We start from the raw sequence: 22,251 nt of genomic DNA on the forward strand, positions 1-22,251 counted from the left end.
GAAGCGTATTCGGCCCGAGGATGAGTATAGTTACAGCGTCCGCCAAATGCGGCTCGCCAGCACGCATCTGCAAGGCAGCGAGTTGAGAATGGCATAATCTTAGAATCAACGAGGAGAAAGCATGCGCATAGGATTGCCTGATAGGGCCTATCTGGCCGACTTGGAAAGATTTCTATCTATGGTCACGGACGACGGCTCAACTGATCTAACGTTTACCCCGAAGCAGGGTTTGTTTTCACTTCACCCTTTGGTGCTTTGCATGATCGCCGCTCTTTCGGATGATTGCAAGTTAAACGGTGGTCAGGTTACAGTTCAGGGTCTTACTACCAATAGCAGCACTCGCTACCTACAACGTATGGGACTCTTCAATATGATGGGAGTCGAAACCGCCCTCCCTGTTGTCGAGCACGATCCGTCTGGTCGATTCATACCCCTAACACGCATTATCGACAATTCAGGTCTAAATCAGTTTGTCACTGACTTCGTTCCGCTCCTACACGCAACCTCCGGGGAGGCTGACTCTGTCAAATATGTTTTATTCGAGCTTATCCGGAATGTACTCGAACACGCTGGCGCAGGCGATCGAGGTGCGCTAGCTGCAGCGCAAGTGACCAAGTCCGGCCGACTGCTTGTCGGAGTAGCCGATTCCGGTGTCGGTGTCCAAAAAACCCTGGCGCGTTCGCACGTGGTAACAGATCACAAATCCGCCATCGAACTTGCATTTCAGCCGGGGGTCACGGGTACAACTGCGCGTTTCGGAGGAAACGAGACGAACGGTGGCGCGGGCCTCTTCTTCATGAAAGCAATGAGCACACTGTCCCGTCACCATATGGTCATGGTCACCGGCGACCGTCTAATGAAGCTCTTAACTCAGAAGCTCTCCACCAATAGCACACCAACTATCAAAGCGAAGCTCAGTGACGATAGAGTGCGCTGGAAGCAGTTACCTTTCATGTTCAGCGGCACAGCTGTAGGCGTAGACATCACGGTGAAAGAAACACTTGCCTTTAGTGAACTTCTAAAAGAAATCCGTGAAGTATACCATCTGAACGTTCGCAAATCGAAGCAGGAAAGAAGAAGAGCTCGGTTCTCATGAAAGTATTTGATTTCTCAGGTGATTTCGCTGGCGACAAAGATGCGGCCGCATCAGTTCGAGACATCTACATTCGCCCTGCACTTGCAAGAGGCGAACAAATCGTAGTCGATTTCGGTGGCGTCGATCTAGCCACACAATCGTTCATCCACGCGCTAGTCGCGGGAATTGTACGCGAGGACCCAGCTAGCCTCGACTTGATTTCTTTCAAGAATTGTAACGACAGCGTCCGATCAATCATTGAAATTGTAGTTGAGTATGCGCAGGACGAGTTCAAATAGCATCTGCGCATCCAGACTCTAGTTACCTAAGCAAGGCGCTTCCTCCGGTTCGTGAACGTGGCACATGATCGCCGCTTCCAATCGGCAGAACGTCGTTTAGGCCGGGAGCGATAAATTAGACATATCCAAGTCGATGTCTTGTGCACGGTCGGCGCAGGAACTTTCACCTTCGGAAGACTTAGTTATCTATCTGGTCAGTGACTCTCAGCGTACACGGATCGTCCAAATACACCCGAATGTCTTAACATACAGACTGCCAATTAAACTCTAGCTGTGTGAAGCCACGATTGCTTTCAGCTCGTCGGGCTCAAGCCACGGGTGACGGCGATGAATCATTCGATGGCAATTTGCGCAGAGAAGCACCAAGTCGCCCAGCCGAGTAATGGTTTGACCAGAAGCATGCAACGGCAAGACGTGATGCACTTCGATGTAGCCATCTCCGCGATCACCATAAATGATGCTGTAATCGAATCCACACACCTCACACTCAATCTTCTTTCCGGCGCCCAGCACTGCTGAAATCTTCTTGAGCCGCAATGAACGGCTTCGCTCGCGTCGAATTAGCATAATCTCCGCTTCGGCTCCCTCTGAAGCTTCCTGAATACCGAACTCGTCATCACCTTGAAGTCCTTCGGACGTCAACTGAGACGAAACGATTTGTGTTTTGATCTCTTGAGCGCGCTGGGTCATCTTGTCTGGCTCTTCAAGGAAACACTGCACGACCTCACGAGTGGTATTTCCGCCCTTTGTTGGCGTGCCAGAGTAGGTCGGCAACGCCGTGATGATGTCCCATGACTTACGGTGAATGCTGCCAGGGCTCCGAAAAGTTTCCTTACGTTCGTTTAGCGGAACTTTGGATGCTCCGATCAGGAGCACTGACAAACGTCGAGCGGAGAGACTGTCTGCCCGGATGCTGTCCCAACCATTGGCTTTAACCTCGGCGCAAATAAGCACTACCTCGTCTTCGGTCCAGTTGGCACTCATCGCGGTCACCCCCTAGATGTATGAATCCTCTGATCTCAGTTAGCCTAGCTTCATAACCGCCAACGCACAGTAGCAACTCGGATCTCCGCAACGAGCCAGATGTCGTTCCATGTCGATTCCCACTGTCCCCGTCCTGACAGACTTACGGCCGTTCGAATAATGGAATGATGAAGTACTGAGGAAGATTGAACAACTGCGTCAGTCTCCTGTTTAATCGTCTCTTTTTCCCAAGATTCCCAACGGAAAATTTGAACGGTTCGATGGAATGGTTTGTTTAGGTCCATCAACGAAGAACGAGGCGGATTAGCCCGGATAGTGCTGGCTGACCCACCCCGTTGAAAGTTTTTACCTCACTCTTCGACGCGCTCAACCTTCCCGACAAGGAACACGTACGACAGCACACCGACGATGGTGACCGCGGCCATGTAGACGAATGCCGGGGCGAAGTCGATGTCGGTGACGAGGAATCCGATGACGATCGGAGTGGCGATCGATGACAGGTTGCCGATGAAGTTGAACATACCGCCCGTCAGTCCCAGCAGTCGCTCAGGTGCCAACGCAGACACCAGTGACCAAGTGATCGAGGCGAAGCCGTTGCCGAAGAACGCGATCGACATGAACACGATGACCAGAGCCGACGAGTCCGTGTAGTTGGCGCCGAGCATGAACACTGTCATCGCCAGGCCGATGATGATCGGCAGCTTCCGTGCCATGCCCAGCGATAGGCCCCTCTTGACCATAAAGTCCGAGACCCACCCGGAGAGCAGAACTCCCACAAGGGCAGCAATGAACGGCAGTGAGGCCATGAAGCCTGACTCGATGTAGTCCATGCCTCGATAATCGACGAGGTAAGTCGGGAACCAGGTGAGGAAGAACCACAGCGTCGAGGTCAGACAGAACTGGCCGAGGTAGATGCCCCAGAGCTTCCGCCTAGTCAGCACGACCTTGACGTCGGACCACTTGAGCTTCGGCTTGGCCTCCCTTTTCACTCCGCTCTCGACGTCAACGAGCCCTCCGCCGGAGTCAATGAGGTCGATCTCAGCCTGGTTGACTCCCGACTTGTCGCGCGGCTCGCGGTAGACGAACCACCAGATCGCGGCCCAGATGATGCCGACGACACCGGTGAGGATGAATACCCAGTGCCAGGTGAGCACCGTCTGCAGCCACGACAGCACAGGAGTGAGCAGCGCGAGACCGATGAACTGGCCCGAGGTGTAGAAGGCGATGACGCGTCCGCGTTCGCGCTCCGGGAACCACGCGGTGGCGACCTTGTTGTTGATGGGGTAGGCGGGCGCTTCGAAGCCACCGACCATGAGCCTGAGGATGATGAGTGCGACGAATCCGCCGGACATTCCCATGAACAGAGTGGCGAGCGACCACAGCACAAGGCACGAGGCATAGAGCACGCGTGGTCGCACGCGGTCGACGAGCCATCCGCCGGGCAGTTGCATTGCGGCATAGGTCCAGCCGAACGCAGAGAGCAGCAGTCCCTGCTGGCCTGTGGTGAGGTCGAACTCCTGGGATAGTGCCGGCATCGCGATGGACAGGTTGGCCCGGTCCATGTAGTTGATGACGACGGTGATGAAGAGCAGAACCGCGATGATGTAGCGGATCCGTGTGGGGCGAGTGGTGACTGCGGTGTCGAGTTTCGTCATGGGTCTCTCCTCACCATTCCGCGAAGGAGCCGTCGCTGTGGCGCCAGATCGGGTTGCGCCACCGGTGTCCTTCCGCCGCTCGTTCGATGACGTAGTCTTCATTGACCTCGATGCCGAGCCCGGGCCCGGACGGGATGTCGATCATGCCATCGTCGTAGTTGAACACGGTCGCATCGGTGACGTAGTCGAGCAGGTCGTTGCTCGTGTTGTAGTGGATGCCCAGGCTCTGCTCCTGGATGAAGGCGTTGTAGCTGCCGGCATCGACCTGCAGGCAGGAGGCGAGCGCGATCGGGCCCAAAGGGCAGTGCAGCGCGAGTGCCACATCGTAGGATTCGGCCATCATCGCGATTTTCCGCGTCTCGGTGATGCCGCCGGCGTGGGAGACATCCGGTTGGATGATGTCGACCGCGCCGGAGGCGATCACTTCGCGGAAGTCCCACCGGGAGAAGAGCCGCTCCCCCAGCGCGATCGGCGTCGGCGTGTTCGCCATGACATCGCGCAGTGAACCGAAGTGTTCGGACAGGACCGGCTCTTCGATGAAGAGCAGCCGGTAGGGTTCGAGCTCCTTGATGAGGACCTTGGCCATCGGTTTGTGCACGCGACCATGGAAATCGACGCCGATGCCGAATTCCTCACCGGTGGCCTCCCGAATCGCCTGGACGTTCTCGATGACCTGGTCGACCTTGGTGTAGGAATCGATGAACTGCAGCTCCTCGGTCGCGTTCATCTTCACGGCAGTGAATCCGCGGTTCTTCGTCTCCAGCGCGGCAGCCGCAGTATCGCCGGGGCGGTCTCCGCCGATCCACGAGTACGTGCGGATACGATCCCGCACCTTCCCACCGAGCAGCTGATGCACCGGCTGGCCGAGCGCCTTGCCCTTGATGTCCCACAGTGCCTGATCGATGCCCGAGATCGCACTCATGAGAATGGGGCCACCGCGGTAGAAGCCACCGCGGTACATGATCGTCCACAGGTCCTCGATGTTCGCAGGATCCTTGCCGATGAGCAGGTCGGAGAGCTCATCAACGGCGGCAGCCACGGTTGCTGCCTTGCCTTCGAGGATAGGCTCACCCCATCCCACGATCCCCTCATCGGTTTCGATCTTGAGGAACAGCCACCGAGGCGGCACTGTGTACGTCGTCATCGACGTGATCTTCATTGGTCTGGCCTTTCGTTCGGTTGTTGTCGTTGATGTGTCGGTGGTCGGTTCAGTGGTTTTGCGCCCACGCCGAGGCGATCGCCTCAGCCCGCACGCGTACCTCATCGGGGCGGTCGCCTCGGCGATAGAGAGAGGAACCCAGGCCCAGGCCCGCGGCTCCGGCGTTTCGCCATTCGGCGGCGTTGTCGGCGCCCACTCCCCCGACGGGGAAGAGTTCGGTGCCGTCGGGAAGAACTTCGCTCCAGGCCTTCATCCCGCTGATCCCGACCGCCGAGGAGGGGAAGAGTTTGACCTTGGCGGCACCTGCCTTGATGGCAGTGAATGCCTCGGTCGGGGTCGCGGCTCCCGGGTAGGGAATGAGGCCCATCCCGAGCGCGGTCTGGATGACTTCGGTGTCGGTGTCGGGGGCGACGATGATGCGGGCACCGGCGCGCTCGCACTCGCGGACCTGGTCGGCTGTGAGTACCGTGCCAGCGCCGATCTCCACTTCGTCGCCGAATTGTTCGACCAATGCGGCGATCGAGTCGAGGGGGTCGGGTGAGTTGAGTGGAACCTCGATGGCGGAGAATCCGGCGGCGACGATGCCTTCGGCGATGTCGAGGACTTCGTCGGGGCGGACCCCGCGGAGGATGGCGATGAGGCCGGTGGGGTCAGTGTCAGGCATGGGAGTTCTCCTTGGTCGGCACGAGGCCGGATTGTTCGGCGATGCGGAAGAGACCGGTGGCGGCAGCGCGCGGATTCGCATCGACGGTCTCCCGCCCCTGGCTGTGGAGTGCCCGTGTGTACCGCATCGTCAGGTCTGCGGTTCCGCAGACGATGACGGAGGCTGACGAATCTGCGGTAGTGGAGAGGTGGCTGGTCACCTCGGCCCCGATGAGCACCCCCGAAAGGTAATCGTTGATCTCCTCGGGGCGCAGGCGACCTCCGAGCGCCCAGGTCCGGGCGGAGAAGATCGAGGAGGTGACCGCTGCGGGGTCATCGGCTCCGACGCTCAGGCCCCAGTCGAACGCGTCCGGGTGGAAGTCATCGGTGGGTTCGGCCAGGCGACTGAGAATTGAGGACGTGCTCAACAGACCGAATAGTTCGCCGCTCATCGAGGTGGAGAAATCGGTGACGCGCTGTCCCTGGCAGCTGACCCATTTGGTATGGGTACCGGGAAGAATCACGGTGGTGGGGTCGGTCCGTTCGGGATCGAGCAGCCCGAGCAGCTGGGTCTCCTCGCCGCGGATGACGTCCGGGGCGGTTGTCTCAGTCGCCGTCTTCTGCAGTCCGGGAACGATATGCAGCTCGCCGATGTCCAATCCGATTGCTGTCAGCTGCTGCCCCACAGCACTGAGATCTGCTGGCAGATCGATGTATCCCGCCTCGGCGATGCCCTGGGCCGAACCGATCATTCCGCAGGCCAAGATCGGCAAGGGGCCATGTGCGGTGAGCCAGGTTCCGATGGCCACCTGAGCGATCCGGGAGAAGTCGCCTCGGAGGTCCTTCGTCTCGGAGTCCACAGCCATGATCCCGTCCGAGCCGTTTCGCTCCCCGAGGATCGTTCCCTCATGGCCGATGAGGAAAGCACGCAACGAGCTCGTCCCCCAGTCGAGGCCGATCAGCTGCGGCGCCTCGGGTGTTGCCAGTTCAATCATAAGTGCCACTATGAGGACGTGTTCCACCATGCGCCATCACTGTCCCTATATGTGGGATCCGTGACATACTGGTGTGATGACAGAAGACACCCGACCCGGAGCACGGGAAACCATCCCGCAGGGCACACAGACACTGGCGAAGGGCCTACAGATCATCAGCGCCATCGCTCATGGATCGACGACGCTCAAAGCCGTCGTCGAGTCGACCGGCATCGGTCGCTCAAGTGCGCATCGAATGATCCAGCTTCTCGTGCACACGGGATACCTACGGCACGGGTCACCGGGCCAGTTCCGCCTGGGCCCGACTCTCATCGAGTACGGGTTCACCGCGCTCAATCAGGATCCGCTTCCAGTCGTCGCTCGTGAAAGCCTCGACGCTCTTGCCGCGCGAACCCAGGACACCATTCATCTGTCGGTCGAGGATGCTGAGTCGGTGCTCTACCTCCACAAGATCCCAGGGACGCGGGGTGCCGAAATGCGCTCACGCATCGGACATCGCATGCCGATGACTCGCACGGGGGTGGGAAAGGCACTGCTGTTAGGGCAAGAGGACCGTTGGGAACGAGTCTTCACAGCTGAGAACCCCGGTTCTGGTTCTCCTGCGGTGGAAGCGTTCGTCAATCGAATGCGCGATTACACACGTGACGGTGCCACATTCGACCTTGAGGAGAATGAACCGGGGATCCGGTGTGTGGCCGCCCCGATCCGCGACGGCAGCGGGAGTATCGTCGCAGGAGTCTCGCTGTCAGCCACACGTCCCTATATGCCGAAAGATCGGATGCATGCGCTTGTCCCGGTGATGAAGGCCGCCGCGAAGGAGATCTCAGTGAAGCTGGGATACCAGCAGGATTAATGGCCTCGGCGGTCTGTCTGCCATCACCCGGTGTATGAGGACACCGAATACACCTTGACCGCTCCCGCCTCATTGCCCTTGAGCAGCAGGTGCGCTGCGTACCAGCTGTACTCATCGTCCGGGTCGATCGTCTCGTCTGGTCCTTTCAGTCCGCAGATGACGTCGCCGGGCTCGATGGAATCGGAGCCGAAACCGATTCCTTCCATCAGTTCAACACCATTGCTCATGGTGTAGTCCCCGTATTCCTCGTCCACGACTCCGATGAGTTCGCAGGTATCGACTTCGGTCCCGTCCTGGAGAGCCACGTTGCGGTACGTCAGCGGTGGGTTCGCAGATGCATCCCCGATGACCGTGTCCAGGTCTCGCATCACCTCATCAGTGGCCATCGCACCGGCGGTGTCATCGTCGCCTTTCGCGGCCGCGTCGACGAACTTCTGAACTTCCTCGACTTCCGGGACCCGGACGGTCGCTCCGTCGGCGTTGAACAGCACATCCTGGGGTTCGTATCCTCCCTTCGACCATGCGAAGCGAAGCTCTGCCTCCGCTGTGCGCTCTGCCGCGTTGTAGTCCTCGTCGCCGTAGACGGCGATATTGCTCAGCGTCGCTGTCATATAGGGTCCGGTCATATCGACGGCAGAGACGATGCTGCGGTTGAAATCGGCAAGCTGTTGGAAGTCCGAGTCCGCGCCCCACGGCTCGATCGAGGTCACCAGGTCGAGCTTCTGATCATAGACACCGACCGAAACCGTCACCCAGTTCCCACCCGGATAGCAGACGAAGTCGATCGCGACCATCGGCTTCGGTGCGGCCAACGACGTTGTTACGTCATTGATGGCGATCGATGACCCGTACTCCCCTTCTGCGGTCTTGCCGTCTGTGAACTCCTGCTTCGTTCCCTCTGCCATAGTTAAGTCTGCACAGGCAGGAGGGACCTCCAACTTCGCATTCTGGATATCGTCCTCCGACGGAAGCTTCGGTGCCGGCAGCGCCGTAATGCTCTCATCGAATCCCTTGTCAGCGGTCACTGAATCGTCGTCCGACGAGTCCGTGAAGTCGAAGGAGCTCACTGCTCCCTCGTGCTGGATGCGCAGCTGACTGCCGGTGACCGCGAATCCGTCGGTCGGTGCGGACACTGCCCACAGTTGGTCACCGGTCGAGACATCGAGGCCTTTGACCCCGTCCGAGGTTCCGATGATGAGAACACCGTCGACCGCCGCCCACGACGGGGTGACGCGTTTGTCACCGAGTCCGGTCACCTCGGCGGTGGAGGAACCGAGATCCTGCGTCCATAGGACGCTGTCGGAATCGACGGCGGCAAGAGTCTGACCATCGGAGACCACCCACGGTCCGGTCTCCCCCGCCTGTGCACCGCCGATCATCGAGGCATGGGCCTCAGGATCGAGGCTCAGACCGTCATAGGCCTGATCGTCCGGCCCGGTCACTGCCCCTTCGCCATCGGCCTCGAGAGGGACCCTCGACGTTGCGGGATCGGGGTCGACCTCGGCTGTGCTCTCTGCCTTCGTCATCGACCCGTCGCTGAGTGCGACCGTTCGGTTCCCGCACTGGGCAGCGCCGCTGGAGATCCGGCACGCGGCGGGAGTGCCCGCCAGCTTCTCCTCTTCGTCGGAAGTGTCTTCGGAGGACTCCGGGTCGAGCGCCTCGTCGAGCGGCTCGGTGTCGCCGGTGTCGATGTCCTGGTGCGGGATCGACACCGTCCAGGCAGGCGTATCGTCGTCACCCACTCGGGTGAGAATCGATGTGGTCGATCCGATGAACCGCAGGATCTGAGAGGAGGTCTCACTTATTTCGGTTGAGGCAGTCAGCGGGGCACCACTGAGGTGCATGTCCTGACTCAGGCCGCTGAAGTCCATGACATCGGACTGGCTGGGAGTCTGCGCGTAGTCGGGCTCCGAATCACCGAAAGGGGTGTACCCGGAGAAGTACGCGAAGGAGCCTCCGGCGATGAGCGCCACGACCGCCACCGCGGCAACACCGATCAGGATGGGTGTGGATCTCGATTTCTTCGTCGCGCCCGGCTCAGTCGGGGGCAGCTGTGGTTCACGAGAATATGGGTGGTCGCTCATACTCAGAGAATCTAGCAGGAAGCCCTGACGCGACTACGTGAACTGTAGTGAATGACTGAAATGTTGTCAGATCGCAATTGTCGTCAACGATGTCGAGGAGCCCACGTCTTCATCGACTCGATGACACTGCGCTGCCTGACACACCCACGAACTCCCGGATCTCCGGCAACTCGCGCCGCGCTTGGGACAGCCCCATCCGGTGGGCGGCGGCCAAGCGGGAGAGGTCGCGGGTGCTGTTGTCGACCGGCATGCGTTCGGGAGCGAACACGTGCGCCTTGCCCTCGGCCTCGAGTTCGAAGATGCGCTCACGGGTTTCGTTGTATCGCTTCCACCGCGTCAGCAGCGCCTCCCCCAGCGCCGGGTACCGGCGGAAGATGCCGCGGTAGATCGCAGGGAACCGCTGCGGCACCTTCCGGTACGTTCGTTCCTGCGTAAGGACGATGACGAACTTCTCGAACCCCTCGCGCTGGGCCTGGCTCAGTGCGATACCGCCGTCCTCACCCATGGCGCCATCGACGTAGACATGCCCGTTGAGGTGCACCGGCGGCATGAGCCCGGGCATCGTCGACGACGCCCGGACGCGGATCATGAGGTCATCGATGCGCGGGGTGTCCTTGCGCGACCACACGGCTTCCTCGCCCGTCACCGCGTCGAAGGCGATGATCCGCATATCGGCAGAACTGGACTGGAACGCCTCCCAGTCGAACGGCAGCGCCTCGTTCGGGCCACCGGCCTTCTGATAGATGTACTCCGCATTGAACATGCCCTGCCCACGAGCGAAGTAGCGCAGACCGCCGAACTGCTCATCGGCGGCGAACTCGACGAACGACCTGCGGGCACGACGAGCATCGGCAGACAGATAGTTCACGGCATTCGACGCGCCGGCGCTGATGCCGGCGACCCAATCGAAGTCGAGCCCGGCACCCAGCAGCGTGACGACCATTCCGCTCGTCAGCGATGCCCGCATCCCACCGCCTTCGAAGATGAGGGCCGTGTCACTGATCGTCCCGTCTGCCGTCGTCATTTTGCCTGCATCCGTCATAGTCGTCATCCTAACGAAGGCTACTCGATAGTAAGTGGTGGCTGAACGGTCATCTCCCCGATACCGGGCTTTGTTCGCCTTCGTCCGTCTGTCCTATAGTCAACACGTCGGCCTCACCCGCCGCAGAACGATTCGAGTCGAAGGAGACTTCATGCGCTACGTCGTCGGCATCACCATGGACAAACGCGGACGCGACGCGGTCTCGCTCGCCCTCACCCTCGCCCAGTCGACGCTGTCGTCCCACCCTGTCGAACTCGACCTCGTCCATGTCCTCCGCGGAGTCCCACCGGAGCAGGCAGCGACGAAACCCGAACGGGAGTATCAGAAGCTCTGCCTCGACGAGGCCGAGCAATGGCTGGCCAAAACGCATGACCTCATCCCGAAGTCCATCCGCTCGACAACCTCGGTCCATTTCGCCGATTCCATGGCGGCAGGCCTGATCGACACCGCCACGTCTCGTCCCTGCGACCTCATCGTCGTCGGCGCAGCCAGCCACGGCCCGCTGCGCCGCTTCACCGTCGGATCGGTGGCAAATGCACTCCTCCACGCCTCCCCCGTGCCGGTCGCTCTCGCTCCCTCGGGCTACCTGCCGCCCAGCCGCCTCACCCGCCTCACCTGTGCCCTGGGCACGCGCCCCGGCGCCGAGGTGGCCCTCAACGTCGCCATCCAGACCTCGGTCCGGCACGACGTCCCGCTGCGGCTGATCTCGCTCATCGGCCTCGACTCCCGGGCCGGAACCGATGAGACCGCGGAGGAAGCCCGAACACATGCGAAGAACCTGCTCCTGCGCGCCTCTCAGTCCGTCGACGACGCCACGGAAGTCATGGTCGACGTCGCCGAGGGCCGCTCCATCGAATCCGCCATCGACAAACTCACCTGGGACGAAGGCGAGATCGTCCTCATCGGCTCCAGCCGACTGGCCCGAAGCCGCTCCATCTTCCTCGGCACGACCGCGAACAAAATGCTGCGCAGCCTTCCAGTTCCCATGGTCGTCGTCCCCCGCTACCCCGCTCCCGATATCGCTCCCGACAAAGACCTCTCCGTCTGAGCTGCGACACAGATGACCTCTCACGACCACAGCACCGAACCCGCCACCGGCCGCACGGCCCGATCACCGATCGAGATCTCCCCGGACTCGAAGGAGCCGCTCTACCGGCAGCTGCGCCACGCACTCGAACACCAGATCCTGTCCGGAGGGATGAACCCGAATGTCCCGCTGCCGTCCTCCCGCGACCTGGCGAACGAACTCGGTCTGTCCCGGAACACCGTCAATGCCGCGATCCAAGAACTCGTCGCCACCGGCCTCATCGAAGCCCGCCCCCGCAGCGGACACTTCATCAACACCACCCTGCTCGCCGACGGCCCGGAGAAGGACGAGACGACCCGCCTCTCCGACGGCTCCATCGACTGGGAGGCAAAGATCCGTCCGATCCCGGACCGGCATCTGCCGCAGATCACGAAGACGAAGAACTGGCACACATATCCTTACCCCTTCGTCGCCGGCCAGGTCGACCCGGACGAATTCCCCCGACTCGCCTGGGCCCGGGCCTTGCGGACGGCCATGGATCCCGAGCACCTGCCGTTCTCCGTCCGCGATGCCATCGACGAGGACGACCCGCTGCTCATCGACCTGCTGTGCCAACGGGTCCTGCCCAGCCGGGGCATCCACGTCGCCGCCGACAACGTCCTCATCACTGCAGGATCCCAGCAGGGACTCGACCTGCTCGCACAGCTCCTCGTCGGACCCGAGACCACCGTCGGCGTCGAAGACCCCGGCTACGTCGATGCCAAACACGCCTTCACACGCGTCGGCGGCCGACTGGTTCCTCTGCCCGTCGACAACCAGGGCATGATCCCACCCGAAGACCGGCTCGACATCGTCTATGTCACTCCCAGCCACCACAGTCCCACCAATGTCACCCTCGATCCCTCACGCCGGCTGCGGCTGCTCACGCACATGCGTGAGACCGACTCACTCATCATCGAAGACGACTACGACTCGGAGTTCAGATACCGGGGCAAACCCACCCCCGCGCTCAAAGCACTCCCCCACTCCGAACACGTCATCTACCTCGGCTCATTCAGCAAATTCCTCGCCCCGGGCCTCCGGCTCGGCTACATCGTCGCCGAACCCGAACTCATCGAACGCATGCGCACCCACCGGCGCTACTCCATCCGCCACGTGCCCGGCCACACGCAGCGCGCCATGGCCCTGCTCATCGACTCCGGACAGTTCCATCGCACGATCTCACGTCGCCGCAACCACCTGCGCAGGAAATGGGAGACGCTCACGGCTGCGCTCGAGAAGCACCTGCCATGGACCGTGCCCTTCCCCGCCGGTGGCGTGAGCGTGTGGATCGAAGCTCCTGCCGGAGTCGACGGCCGTGCCCTGGCCGAAGAATGCCTGCGCCGAGGCGTCGTCATCGAACCCGGCGACCCCTTCTTCCTCACCCCGGAAGACAACCTCAACTTCTTCCGCCTCGGCTTCGCTGCCATCGACCTCGAGGACATCGAACCCGGCGTCCGCCTCCTGCGCGAGGCGATCGACGAACTCAGCTGATCGACTGGCACCAAAGAACTCGCAACGGACTGGGACTTCATTCGGAACCAGATCACCACGAGAGTGATGACAAGCACACCAACGAAGGAGTGCCGGAGTCGGGACGCCTCGACGTACCGACCCAGACAGTTCGAATGGAGGGTTCGCGTGACGATCTCGGATTATGCAAATCGTGCCCAGCAGCATCTTTTTCCACACTTCACCACCGGCAAAGTATGGAATGACGATGATCTTCCGATCATCGTCGAAGGGCACGGGAGTTATCTCACCGACGAACGAGGAGACCAGTACCTCGACGGTCTGGCCGGCCTGTTCTGTGCGAACATCGGCCACGGACGCCAGGACATCCCTCAGGCGGCCTACGAGCAGATGAGCAAGCTCGCGTACTGGACGAATTGGGGTTCGGCCCATCCGGCGGCCGTGGACGCGGCGACACGCATCGCCGGCCACGCCCCCGGTGACCTCGACACCGTCTTCTTCGTGAATTCGGGTTCCGAGGCCGTCGAATCCGCCGTGAAATTCGCCCGCCAGTACCACCGCTCCCAGGGACAGCCCGAACGCACGAAGATCATCGCCCGGGACATGGCCTACCACGGCACCACCCTCGGCGCCCTCGCCGTCACCGGCATCCCCGGCTACAAAGAGCCCTTCGGCGAGCTCATGCCCGGAGTCTTCCACGTACCCAACACGCTCGGAGAAGAGGTCCCGGCCGGGGGCACCGCCGCCGATCTGCCCTCGATCCAGGCAATCCGGGAGCTCATCGCACGGGAAGGCGGAGACACCTTCGCCGCCCTCTTCGCCGAACCGGTCCAGAATTCGCGCGGAGCACTGGTGCCGCCGGACGGCTACTGGCAGGAGCTGCGGAAGATCTGCGACGAGCACGGAATCCTCCTCGTCGCCGACGAAGTGATCACCGGGTTCGGACGGCTGGGCGAATGGTTCGGCTCGATCAAGTTCGACGTCGTACCGGACCTCATCACCTTCGCCAAAGGCTCGACCTCGGGCTATATGCCCCTCGGCGGAGTCATCATCCGCAAACCGCTGGCCGAGGCCCTGCTCGACTCGCCCAATGCCGGAACGTTCACCCACGGCGCCACCTGGGGCGGCCATCCGGTCGCGACTGCAGTGGCCACAGCGAACCTCACGGCGCTGGCCGAGGAGAACATCCCCGGCAATGTCCGCAGCCTCGCCCCATACTTCCAAAACGGCCTCGACCGGATCACCGACTCCTACCGCTGCATCAAGGAGTACCGTGGCACCGGATTCTTCTACGCCATCGAGATGATGGCCGACCGCGACACCGGCGCCGAACTGACTCCTGAGGCGTCAAAGCAGGTGCTCACCGAAGTGATCCCGAAGTCGATGAAGGAGGCCGGACTCATCACTCGCCCCGACAACCGCGGCGCGACGATGCTCGTGCTCTCACCGCCGCTGGTCGCCGATCAGGCCGTTCTCGACGACCTGCTCGACAAGGTCGACCACGTCATGGGCGCAGTCGACAAGCACCTCGGCGTCTCGACGCTGTCGGCCGCGGTCTGAGAGACGGATGATGTTGAAGACGCCGGCAGCGCGCGAAGGCACCGATCCCCAGGGCACGACCATCGGGACCGACCACGAGTCCGTCACGATCGACCCGATGCTCCTCGAGCGGGTGCTCGTCCTGTGCGAACAGGGTCCCCGACCGAGGGCCGTCCTCGCGGAGTCCCACGACGAGCGTGTCCTCCGCGCTGCCGGCGCCCTCGCCGAGGTGGGCGTCCAGCCCGTCCTCATCGGAAGCGGTTCCGAGGTCCGGGACCGTGCGAAGCGGCTGGGCATCGCGGGCACCGACGGATGGTCCGTCGAAGACCCAGCGGTGCTCGCCGCCGGATCGGCCGGTGAGAGAATCCGCAGCAGCGCAGAGAGGAAGCATCCCGAACTCGCCGAGCAGTGGCTGACCGATCCCGTCTTCCTCGCCGCCGCAGCCGTCAAAGAGGGACTGGCCGATGCCGCAGTCGCCGGGGCGGATCGGCCCACCGCCGATGTCATCCGAGCGGGGCTGTCCATCGTCGGACTCGCTCCGGACTCATCTCTGCTCAGCTCCTCGTTCCTCATGCGGCTGCGCGACGGACGGTACCTGGGATTCGGCGACTGCGCCGTCATCCCGGTCCCCGATGACGAGCAGCTCTCAGCGATCGCCATCGCCACCGCCCAGACCTTCGCGGCGATCACCGGTCAGCCGCCTTCCGTGGCGATGCTGTCCTTCTCCACCGCGGGTTCGGCCCAGCACTCCGACATCGATCGGGTCCGAGCGGCCACCGAGCACATCCGCAGCAGCTGCCCCGAACTCGATGTCGACGGCGAACTTCAGTTCGACGCGGCCATCGTCGAATCCGTGGCGAAGTCGAAATGCCCCGAATCCGCCGTCGCCGGGCATGCGAACGTGCTCGTCTTCCCGAACCTCGCCGCGGGCAACATCGGCTACAAGATCGCCGAACGCCTCGGCGGGGCCGATGCGTTCGGTCCTCTGCTCCAGGGTCTGGCCGCCCCGATCAACGACCTGTCCCGTGGGGCGAGCGTCTCCGACATCGTCAACGTCGGGCTCATCACCTGCCTGCAGGCGCTCACCCCTGCGGCGAGCGCCCCGCAATCGACGAAACTCACTGCCCATACCTTCACAGCGAAGTGACGAAAGTAAGGTGCCATGTCGAAATCAATAGAGAACCCAGCTCAGAGTGTCGCCTCGGCTCCATCGGGGGCCGGCGACGGTCAGCAGCCGGAGAGGATGGCGAAGACGCTCAAACCGCGTTGGGTCTTCGCCATCGCCCTCGGTTCGGCGGTCGGCTGGGGGGCGTTCATCCTCCCCACGGACTGGCTGGCCACGGGAGGCCCATTGGGCACGCTCGTCGGCTTCGCCCTCGGTGCCGGGCTCATGCTCGTCATCGCCGTCAGCTACGGCTTCCTCATCCGAACCTTCCCCGTCTCCGGCGGTGAACTCGCCTACGCCCTCATCGGGTACGGCAGAGTGCACGCCTTCTTCGCCGGATGGTTCCTCACGCTCGGCTACGTCTGCATCGTCGCACTCAACGCCTCGGCCCTGGCCCTGCTGTTCCGCAAGATCATGCCCTCGGTCATCGAGCAGGGCTATCTCTACACCGTGGCCGGCTGGGACGTCTATCTGCCGGAGATCATCATCTCGGTCACGGCGCTCGTCGTCTTCGGCATCCTCAACATCCGCGGCACCGCGCTGTCCGGTCGGGTCCAGTATTGGGCTTGTGTGCTCATGATCATCGCGGTCGCCGCGATCATCATCTCCGTCGTGTTCAACCCGACGACCCATTTCGGCAATATGTCCCCGGCACTGCCCGACGGTGTCAGCCCGGTGGCCGCGATCATCGCGATCGTCGCCATCGCCCCGTGGGCGTTCATCGGCTTCGACAATGTTCCGCAGGCCGCCGAGGAGTTCGATTTCTCGCCGGCCAAGGCGCTGCGCCTCATCGTGCTCGCCATCGTCACCGCCGCAGCCCTCTACATGGCGATGCTCGTGTCCGTGTCGATGGCCGAGCCCTGGCAGGCCCTGGCGAATTCGGGATCGGCCTGGGGCACCGCCGACGCAATCACCGGTGTCATCGGCGGCTCGGGTCTGCTCCTGCTCGCGATCGCTATCACCATGGGGGTCAGCACCGGGCTCAACGGCTTCTACGTCTCGGCCAGCCGCGTGCTCATGGCCATGGGCCGTGCGCAGATGATCCCACCGATCTTCGCCCGCCTGCACTCGAAGCACAAGACCCCGCACATCGGGATCATCGCCGTCCTCATCGTCTGCCTCATCAGCCCGTGGTTCGGCCGGGCGGCGCTGACCTGGGTCGTCGACATGTCCTCGATCGGTGTCACCATCGCCTACCTCTACACCTGCCTGTGCGCCTTCCGGATCTTCCGCCCCACTCATGAGGCACGGGATCCCGAGGCCCTGCCGGGCATGTACTCGACGACGAAGAAGGTCCTGTCCGGTGTGGGAGCGGCCATTGCGATCATCTTCATGCTGCTCCTGCTCATCCCGGGCTCGCCCGGTGCGCTGGGACCGCAGTCGCTCATCGCCCTGGCCGTCTGGATCGTCATCGGGGTCGTGTTCTTCCTCTCCCGGATCCGGCACAACAGGAAGCTCACCGATCTGCAGGTCGATCGTCTCGTCCTCGGTGATGAGCGTCCCGCGGTCACCCGGTTCAGCGAACGTGCTCAGCTGCGCCGCGAAGGACGGCTGACCACGGACGGCTGAACGGCAAACCGGGAAACAAACACACAGCGGTCGGCCCGCTGCCAGGACTCACCGGCAGCGGGCCGACCGCTGTCGTCGGTTCGACCGCCGAACGGGACGGCGGATAATGAAACGTAGACTAGGCTGAAATGCGATTTCAGAAGACTGCGCTTGGTGCCGCCGTACTTGCATGTGCGTTGGCCTCACTGACTGGCTGCACATCGGAGTCGAACGGTCCGCCAATCGAGGGTGCAGAGTCCACGAAGAAGCGGACATACTCCAAACCCACCGAAGAACAACCGCCACCCACTGCTGCGGCCAATGCTTGCTCGATTTCAGGCGACGGTCTTCGCGAGCCGGTGTGGACTGGCAGCGGCGACGTGAACGTCAATCTCTCGCCAGTATTTGCGGGCGAACCGGACATGGACGACGTGTCCTATGACGACACCCGCGCAGACAGCTACGACAACTACTCAGAAGAATTTGATCCCACACGCCTGCTCGTTGTCGTTCTCAAGCAATCGAATCTTCCCCTCGCAGCCGATGACCTCACCGATTTCGAGTTTCAGCGAGCCGAGGCAGAGCCAGGCACCAAGGTCTGCGACGATCCACTTGACACCGATGTGCGTTACATCGGCACTCGCGACGCAGGTGATGGCGAATCGGCAGCGATATGGGAAATCTCGTCCGATGAGCCGTTCTTTGACAGTTCGGATCTCGCGAAAGTCACTCTGGACGTTCGCCAGGCCCACATCGATGCGTGGCCGGATAGGTACGTCAAGCGTCAGGAGCACGTCGACAACGATGGCCCCAGGGAACCGCGAAGAACTCCGGCGTTCGAGGATCTTGAGTTCTACTACGAGAACCGCTGACAAGTGAGGAAAGACCAAGGCGGGAGGTGAGCGGCAAGTCCGGGAGTGCGTTTGCGCTCCTCAGAACACCGAACCCGCCACCGGTCGTCATGCCGACCAGTCCACGGGCGCGATTGCTGGGTTCGGTCGTCAGCGAGCGAGGACGGTGCGGAGTCCGTCGACGATCGCCCGCACCGAGGCCCGGTCCCCCAGAGAATCGGCATCGAGTTCGACGCTGGCGGGGTAGATGAGACCGGGGTCCGTGCCGATGCCGACACCGAGCACCCCGATGTCACCGGCCCGTCGCAGACCGGCCACCGTGGTCTCGAGGTCACGAGCGAGGTAGTCCTCGTCATTGGCGAACGCTGTGGCCGAGTCGGCCGGCAGACCGTCGCTGATGACGACCACGGCCGATTTCGCCGCCTGTCGGCTGCGCAGTCGGCCGATTGCCCAGCGCAGGGCCTCGGCGTCGATGCCCTCCCGATACAGCGAGGTCTTGAGCAGGCCGCCGAGGTGGGTGCGCGTCCGCCGCCACGAGGACGCTGCGGACTTGATCACGAGGTGATGGAGTTCGTTGAGCCGTCCCGGCCGCTCGGGCGATCCGGCCTTCTTCCACTCGCTTCGCACACGCCCGCCGTTCCATGAGTTGGTGGTGAACCCGAGGATCTCCGTGGACACATCCAACCGGTCGAGGGCGGTGACAAGCACGTCGAGGAGGGATCCGAGTCCGAGCGCATGAGGCTTCATCGACCCCGAGAGGTCGAGCAGGAAGGTCACGGCGCAATCGGTCTCGGCCCGCTGCGATCGTCCGCGGAAGACGCGCGGGTCGCCAGGAGACGTGAGCAACCGTGTCAGCCGGGAGGGGTCGAGGGTCCCGTCCTCGGAGTCGACGAGCTCGTGAGCGTCCTTCGCCGCCTCGACGACACCGTGCAGGCGGGAGACGACGGGTGCCATCGGCACCGAGCGGCGAGCCGTTTCGGCGGCGATGGCGGTCCGGCCGCTGCGCAGGCTCTCCGTCCGGACCACCTCGGCGATGGCCGATTCCCGGTCGAACCGCGTCGTCCACGTCCGATAACCGCGGGCGAGGTGAAGCTGCCCGACGGAGTCGTCAGAGGCGGGGGCGAAGAGATCTTCGGCGATGTCGAAGACCAGCGGCAGGCTCGGGGTGGCGCGACGCTCGCGCGCTCCGGACCGGGTTCCCTCTCGCTCTTCGACGGCGGCGATCCGGTCGGCGAGCGTGTGCGCGAGTTCGCGGGCCACCTCGGCGAAGGCCTGCTGATCGTGTCGGGCATCGCGCAGCGGGATGAGGAAGGGCCCGAGCTCGGGTGAGAGTTCGAACCGGGATTCCTCGAGCAGGTCGGAGTCCGCTCGACCGATCGGGTCTCCGGTCAGGACCGACCGGGTGACGAGGACGACCGTGTACAGCAGCATGCCCAGGTGGGTCTCGTGCAGGCGGTTGCGCAGGTACTCGCTGCGCCAGTACGCGTGCCGCTGGGACAGGTTGGCCCGGACTCCCGCCTGTCGGGCCAGGGATTCGCACCGGAACTGTTCGAGGATCTCGACGATGAGGCGCTCTTCGCGGGCCCGCGGCAACATCTGCCGGTGGAGCTCGGGATCGCTCCACTTCCGTCGCATGGCCATGGCGTCCGTGGCTCCGCGCAGAGAGGGCAGATCCAACCGTGAGGGGTCTGGGTAGAGGTGGGGCGCGTTCATCGGCAGCAGGCCGTTGCCATCGGCCGGGCGGTGCGCCCACAGGTCGACCCCGGGATCCTGGCTCAGTGCCCGGAACACGGCGGCCAGGCGCCGCTCGAGGACGATTCCTTCCCGGTCGGAACGCTGTGTCGAGTGCGGACCATGCGTGGTCATCAGCTTGCCGTCGCCGCTTGGTCCAGGTCGAGCTCACCGCCGAAGCAGCGCTGGTAGTACTCCGCAACGAGCGGATGTTCAGTGGCGTCGCAGCGGTTGAGGAACGAGAACCTGAAGGCCAATTCGACGTCGCCGAAGATCACCGAGTTCTCGGCCCAGGAGATGACCGTGCGCGGGGACATGAGCGCGGAGACGTCGCCGGCGGCGAATCCGCTGCGCGTCAGCTGGGCGACCTCGATCATCGTCGCCACCGTCTCCTCCCCCAGTCGCGTCTCCGCCTCGGGCACCTGACCGGTGACGACGAGGAGCTCTTCGGCCGGGTCGAGGTAGTCGAGTGAGGCGATGATGTTCCACCGGTCGAGCTGAGCCTGGTTGAGCCGGTTGACCCCGTGGTAGAGGCCGTTGATGTTGCCCAGGCCGACCGTGTTCGCCGTGGCGAAGAGCCGGAAGTGCGGGTGGGGGCGGATCACCCGGTTCTGTTCGGTGAGGGTGAACAGGCCATCGCGTTCGAGCAGACGCTGGATGATGAACATGACCTCCGGGCGGCCGGCATCGTATTCGTCGAAGACCAGCGCCATCGGCCTCGTCAGGGCGTAGGGGATCACACCCTCTTCGAAGGCCGTGCGCGGCTGCCCGTCCTCGATGACGACCTGGTCCTTGCCGACGAGGTCGGACCGGGAGATCTGCCCGTCGAGGTTGACGCGCATGAGCGGCCAGTTGAGGCGGGCGGCGATCTGTTCGATGTGCGTGGACTTCCCTGTCCCGTGCAGACCCTGCACGAGCACTCGGGATCCGTGGGAGAACCCGGCGAGCACTGCCCGCGTCACCTCAGGGTCGAACCGGTAGTTCTCATCGATGCGCGGGACCAGATCGCTGTCGTCGTCGAGCATCGGCACGGGCATGTCGGCATCGATGCCGAACAGTTCTCGCAGTGTTGAAGCGTCGGCCATGAGCGCCGTCCTTTCCTGGTCGTGGTTCAGCCTCACCGTGGCAGCCGGTCAGCCCGGTCGCGGTTCAGGCCGAGTTCTCGTCGGCACGGTCGATCTCATCGAGAACGGCCATGCGCTGGGCGGCCTCTTCCACCACCGGCAGCAGTTCGACGAGGTCGTCGATCGACTTCCGGATCACGGGAGCCTGGACCGCCAGGGCCTGGTTCGACCGACCGATTTCGGTGGGGATGAGCACCGCGAGGCAGACGAGGCCCTCGAGGTACTCCTGCCGATCCAGGGCATAGCCGCAGCTTCGGGCCGAATCGAGTTCGGCCTCGAGCTCTGTTGGATCGGTGAGCGTGTGCGGGGTGAACTCCCTCAACTGTGAACTGCTCAGCAGCCTGCGGCGCGGCGTCTCCCCGTACTGAGAGGCGATCATCTTCCCGCTGGCCGAGGCATGGATCGGCACGCGGCTGCCGGCTTCGAGATGCACGCGCAGCGGGTGCGAGGTCTCGACGCGATCGAGGTAGATGACCTCATCGCCGGAGACCGCAGTGAGATTGCAGCTCTCGCCGATCTCCTCGGACAGCCGGGACAGGATCATCCGCCTTGCCCCCTGCCTCGAGTCATTGAGCAGCACGTCCTCGGCCATCCGCCGCAGCCGCGCTCCGGTGCCGTAATGACGGCCGTCGCTGTGCCGGGTGAGCAGTCCCGCACCCTCGAGCTGCTGCAGCATCCGGTGGAGTGTGGGTTTGGGCAGGCCCGTCTGCACGACGAGGGACTGGAGAGTGAAGATCTGGTCGCGGGTGGAGATGAACTCCAGCAGCGACACCAGCCTCAGCGCGGGCGTCTCACCCGCCAGAGAGACGCGTTCCTCGGGACCCGGCTCCGCCACGTCATCCATGCTCGCCTACCTTCCCGGCCTCCATCGGCCATGATCACCCTGTCTCGGAATATCGTACCAAACGAAATCTTTTTCGGAACTCTATTGACACCTATGGAGCTCGGACCATAAATTCGAGGTGT

At 62.8% G+C, this 22,251-nt stretch carries 19 protein-coding genes; 9 read left to right on the forward strand and 10 right to left on the reverse strand.

Annotated features, from left to right (window positions below; all coding sequences use genetic code 11):
- The first annotated feature begins 121 nt into the window (after positions 1-121).
- Positions 122-1,096, forward strand: a complete 975-nt coding sequence (locus tag IIE29_RS00085) for an ATP-binding protein (RefSeq protein WP_209323176.1) — start codon at positions 122-124, stop codon at positions 1,094-1,096.
- Positions 1,093-1,374 (forward strand): STAS-like domain-containing protein, encoded by a 282-nt coding sequence (locus IIE29_RS00090; RefSeq protein ID WP_209323177.1) that lies wholly within the window; start codon positions 1,093-1,095, stop codon positions 1,372-1,374. Before IIE29_RS00085 ends, IIE29_RS00090 begins: the two co-directional genes overlap by 4 nt.
- A 267-nt stretch (positions 1,375-1,641) precedes the next feature.
- On the opposite strand, the gene IIE29_RS00095 is transcribed toward IIE29_RS00090, so the two are convergent.
- The 5 genes from IIE29_RS00095 to IIE29_RS00115 form a co-directional block, all read right to left on the reverse strand.
- Entirely contained in the window at positions 1,642-2,358 is a 717-nt protein-coding gene (locus IIE29_RS00095; RefSeq protein WP_209323178.1) for an HNH endonuclease, read from the reverse strand.
- 350 nt (positions 2,359-2,708) lie between these two features.
- Entirely contained in the window at positions 2,709-4,013 is a 1,305-nt protein-coding gene (locus IIE29_RS00100) for an MFS transporter (protein WP_209323179.1), read from the reverse strand.
- A gap of 10 nt (positions 4,014-4,023) precedes the next feature.
- The gene (gene dgoD, locus IIE29_RS00105) at positions 4,024-5,277 is read right to left on the reverse strand and encodes a galactonate dehydratase (RefSeq protein ID WP_209323180.1); all 1,254 of its coding nucleotides are present in this window, start codon (positions 5,275-5,277) and stop codon (positions 4,024-4,026) included.
- A complete protein-coding gene (locus IIE29_RS00110) occupies positions 5,222-5,836 on the reverse strand; it encodes a 2-dehydro-3-deoxy-6-phosphogalactonate aldolase (RefSeq protein ID WP_209323181.1) in 615 nt (204 codons plus the stop codon). The genes dgoD and IIE29_RS00110 overlap by 56 nt, the downstream gene beginning before the upstream one ends.
- On the reverse strand, positions 5,829-6,809 hold the full coding sequence (locus IIE29_RS00115; RefSeq protein WP_209323182.1) for a 2-dehydro-3-deoxygalactonokinase: 981 nt from the start codon (positions 6,807-6,809) through the stop codon (positions 5,829-5,831). Before IIE29_RS00115 ends, IIE29_RS00110 begins: the two co-directional genes overlap by 8 nt.
- A gap of 76 nt (positions 6,810-6,885) precedes the next feature.
- Between IIE29_RS00115 and IIE29_RS00120 the strand changes: the two genes are divergently transcribed.
- A complete protein-coding gene (locus tag IIE29_RS00120; RefSeq protein WP_209323183.1) occupies positions 6,886-7,662 on the forward strand; it encodes an IclR family transcriptional regulator in 777 nt (258 codons plus the stop codon).
- A gap of 23 nt (positions 7,663-7,685) precedes the next feature.
- Here the strand turns inward: IIE29_RS00120 and IIE29_RS00125 are convergent, their stop codons facing one another.
- Together IIE29_RS00125 and IIE29_RS00130 are read right to left on the reverse strand one after the other, a co-directional pair.
- Entirely contained in the window at positions 7,686-9,746 is a 2,061-nt protein-coding gene (locus IIE29_RS00125) for a PQQ-binding-like beta-propeller repeat protein (protein WP_209323184.1), read from the reverse strand.
- Between the two features lie 109 nt (positions 9,747-9,855).
- A complete protein-coding gene (locus IIE29_RS00130) occupies positions 9,856-10,770 on the reverse strand; it encodes a patatin-like phospholipase family protein (protein WP_425491422.1) in 915 nt (304 codons plus the stop codon).
- Positions 10,771-10,939: 169 nt separating this feature from the next.
- Here IIE29_RS00130 and IIE29_RS00135 point away from each other — a divergent pair, with 169 nt between their 5' ends.
- From IIE29_RS00135 to IIE29_RS00160, 6 genes are all read left to right on the forward strand, one after another.
- A complete protein-coding gene (locus IIE29_RS00135) occupies positions 10,940-11,836 on the forward strand; it encodes a universal stress protein (RefSeq protein ID WP_209323186.1) in 897 nt (298 codons plus the stop codon).
- A 12-nt stretch (positions 11,837-11,848) separates the two neighbouring features.
- On the forward strand, positions 11,849-13,348 hold the full coding sequence (gene pdxR, locus IIE29_RS00140) for a MocR-like pyridoxine biosynthesis transcription factor PdxR (RefSeq protein WP_209323187.1): 1,500 nt from the start codon (positions 11,849-11,851) through the stop codon (positions 13,346-13,348).
- Positions 13,349-13,495: 147 nt separating this feature from the next.
- Positions 13,496-14,887: an aspartate aminotransferase family protein gene (locus tag IIE29_RS00145; RefSeq protein WP_343071739.1), complete on the forward strand. Its 1,392-nt coding sequence runs from the start codon at positions 13,496-13,498 to the stop codon at positions 14,885-14,887.
- A gap of 10 nt (positions 14,888-14,897) precedes the next feature.
- Positions 14,898-16,013 carry a phosphotransacetylase gene (locus tag IIE29_RS00150; RefSeq protein WP_216629480.1) on the forward strand — a complete coding sequence of 372 codons (1,116 nt, stop codon included), beginning with the start codon at positions 14,898-14,900 and terminating at the stop codon, positions 16,011-16,013.
- A gap of 15 nt (positions 16,014-16,028) precedes the next feature.
- On the forward strand, positions 16,029-17,600 hold the full coding sequence (locus IIE29_RS00155) for an APC family permease (RefSeq protein WP_209323189.1): 1,572 nt from the start codon (positions 16,029-16,031) through the stop codon (positions 17,598-17,600).
- A 128-nt stretch (positions 17,601-17,728) separates the two neighbouring features.
- Positions 17,729-18,451 carry a hypothetical protein gene (locus IIE29_RS00160; RefSeq protein WP_209323190.1) on the forward strand — a complete coding sequence of 241 codons (723 nt, stop codon included), beginning with the start codon at positions 17,729-17,731 and terminating at the stop codon, positions 18,449-18,451.
- Positions 18,452-18,580: 129 nt separating this feature from the next.
- Here the strand turns inward: IIE29_RS00160 and IIE29_RS00165 are convergent, their stop codons facing one another.
- From IIE29_RS00165 to IIE29_RS00175, 3 genes are all read right to left on the reverse strand, one after another.
- Positions 18,581-20,296 carry a cobaltochelatase CobT-related protein gene (locus IIE29_RS00165; protein WP_209323191.1) on the reverse strand — a complete coding sequence of 572 codons (1,716 nt, stop codon included), beginning with the start codon at positions 20,294-20,296 and terminating at the stop codon, positions 18,581-18,583.
- Positions 20,296-21,246: an AAA family ATPase gene (locus IIE29_RS00170; protein ID WP_209323192.1), complete on the reverse strand. Its 951-nt coding sequence runs from the start codon at positions 21,244-21,246 to the stop codon at positions 20,296-20,298. Before IIE29_RS00170 ends, IIE29_RS00165 begins: the two co-directional genes overlap by 1 nt.
- A 64-nt stretch (positions 21,247-21,310) precedes the next feature.
- Positions 21,311-22,129 (reverse strand): IclR family transcriptional regulator, encoded by an 819-nt coding sequence (locus IIE29_RS00175; RefSeq protein WP_209323193.1) that lies wholly within the window; start codon positions 22,127-22,129, stop codon positions 21,311-21,313.
- Positions 22,130-22,251 lie beyond the last annotated feature (122 nt).

Source organism: Brevibacterium renqingii, assembly GCF_017808095.1.
GTDB lineage: Bacteria > Actinomycetota > Actinomycetes > Actinomycetales > Brevibacteriaceae > Brevibacterium > Brevibacterium renqingii.

What these genes read in the sequence shown, in the direction of transcription:
- IIE29_RS00165 (WP_209323191.1), bottom strand. Translation starts at nt 20,296, where the DNA reads ATGACCACGCATGGTCCGCACTCGACACAGCGTTCCGACCGGGAAGGA.
- dgoD (WP_209323180.1), bottom strand. Translation starts at nt 5,277, where the DNA reads ATGAGGTACGCGTGCGGGCTGAGGCGATCGCCTCGGCGTGGGCGCAAA.
- IIE29_RS00110 (WP_209323181.1), bottom strand. Translation starts at nt 5,836, where the DNA reads ATGCCTGACACTGACCCCACCGGCCTCATCGCCATCCTCCGCGGGGTC.
- IIE29_RS00100 (WP_209323179.1), bottom strand. Translation starts at nt 4,013, where the DNA reads ATGACGAAACTCGACACCGCAGTCACCACTCGCCCCACACGGATCCGC.
- IIE29_RS00125 (WP_209323184.1), bottom strand. Translation starts at nt 9,746, where the DNA reads ATGAGCGACCACCCATATTCTCGTGAACCACAGCTGCCCCCGACTGAG.
- IIE29_RS00155 (WP_209323189.1), top strand. Translation starts at nt 16,029, where the DNA reads ATGTCGAAATCAATAGAGAACCCAGCTCAGAGTGTCGCCTCGGCTCCA.
- IIE29_RS00130 (WP_425491422.1), bottom strand. Translation starts at nt 10,770, where the DNA reads ATGACGACGGCAGACGGGACGATCAGTGACACGGCCCTCATCTTCGAA.
- IIE29_RS00085 (WP_209323176.1), top strand. Translation starts at nt 122, where the DNA reads ATGCGCATAGGATTGCCTGATAGGGCCTATCTGGCCGACTTGGAAAGA.
- IIE29_RS00115 (WP_209323182.1), bottom strand. Translation starts at nt 6,809, where the DNA reads ATGATTGAACTGGCAACACCCGAGGCGCCGCAGCTGATCGGCCTCGAC.
- pdxR (WP_209323187.1), top strand. Translation starts at nt 11,849, where the DNA reads ATGACCTCTCACGACCACAGCACCGAACCCGCCACCGGCCGCACGGCC.
- IIE29_RS00090 (WP_209323177.1), top strand. Translation starts at nt 1,093, where the DNA reads ATGAAAGTATTTGATTTCTCAGGTGATTTCGCTGGCGACAAAGATGCG.
- IIE29_RS00120 (WP_209323183.1), top strand. Translation starts at nt 6,886, where the DNA reads ATGACAGAAGACACCCGACCCGGAGCACGGGAAACCATCCCGCAGGGC.
- IIE29_RS00160 (WP_209323190.1), top strand. Translation starts at nt 17,729, where the DNA reads ATGCGATTTCAGAAGACTGCGCTTGGTGCCGCCGTACTTGCATGTGCG.
- IIE29_RS00135 (WP_209323186.1), top strand. Translation starts at nt 10,940, where the DNA reads ATGCGCTACGTCGTCGGCATCACCATGGACAAACGCGGACGCGACGCG.
- IIE29_RS00095 (WP_209323178.1), bottom strand. Translation starts at nt 2,358, where the DNA reads ATGAGTGCCAACTGGACCGAAGACGAGGTAGTGCTTATTTGCGCCGAG.
- IIE29_RS00175 (WP_209323193.1), bottom strand. Translation starts at nt 22,129, where the DNA reads ATGGATGACGTGGCGGAGCCGGGTCCCGAGGAACGCGTCTCTCTGGCG.
- IIE29_RS00170 (WP_209323192.1), bottom strand. Translation starts at nt 21,246, where the DNA reads ATGGCCGACGCTTCAACACTGCGAGAACTGTTCGGCATCGATGCCGAC.
- IIE29_RS00150 (WP_216629480.1), top strand. Translation starts at nt 14,898, where the DNA reads ATGTTGAAGACGCCGGCAGCGCGCGAAGGCACCGATCCCCAGGGCACG.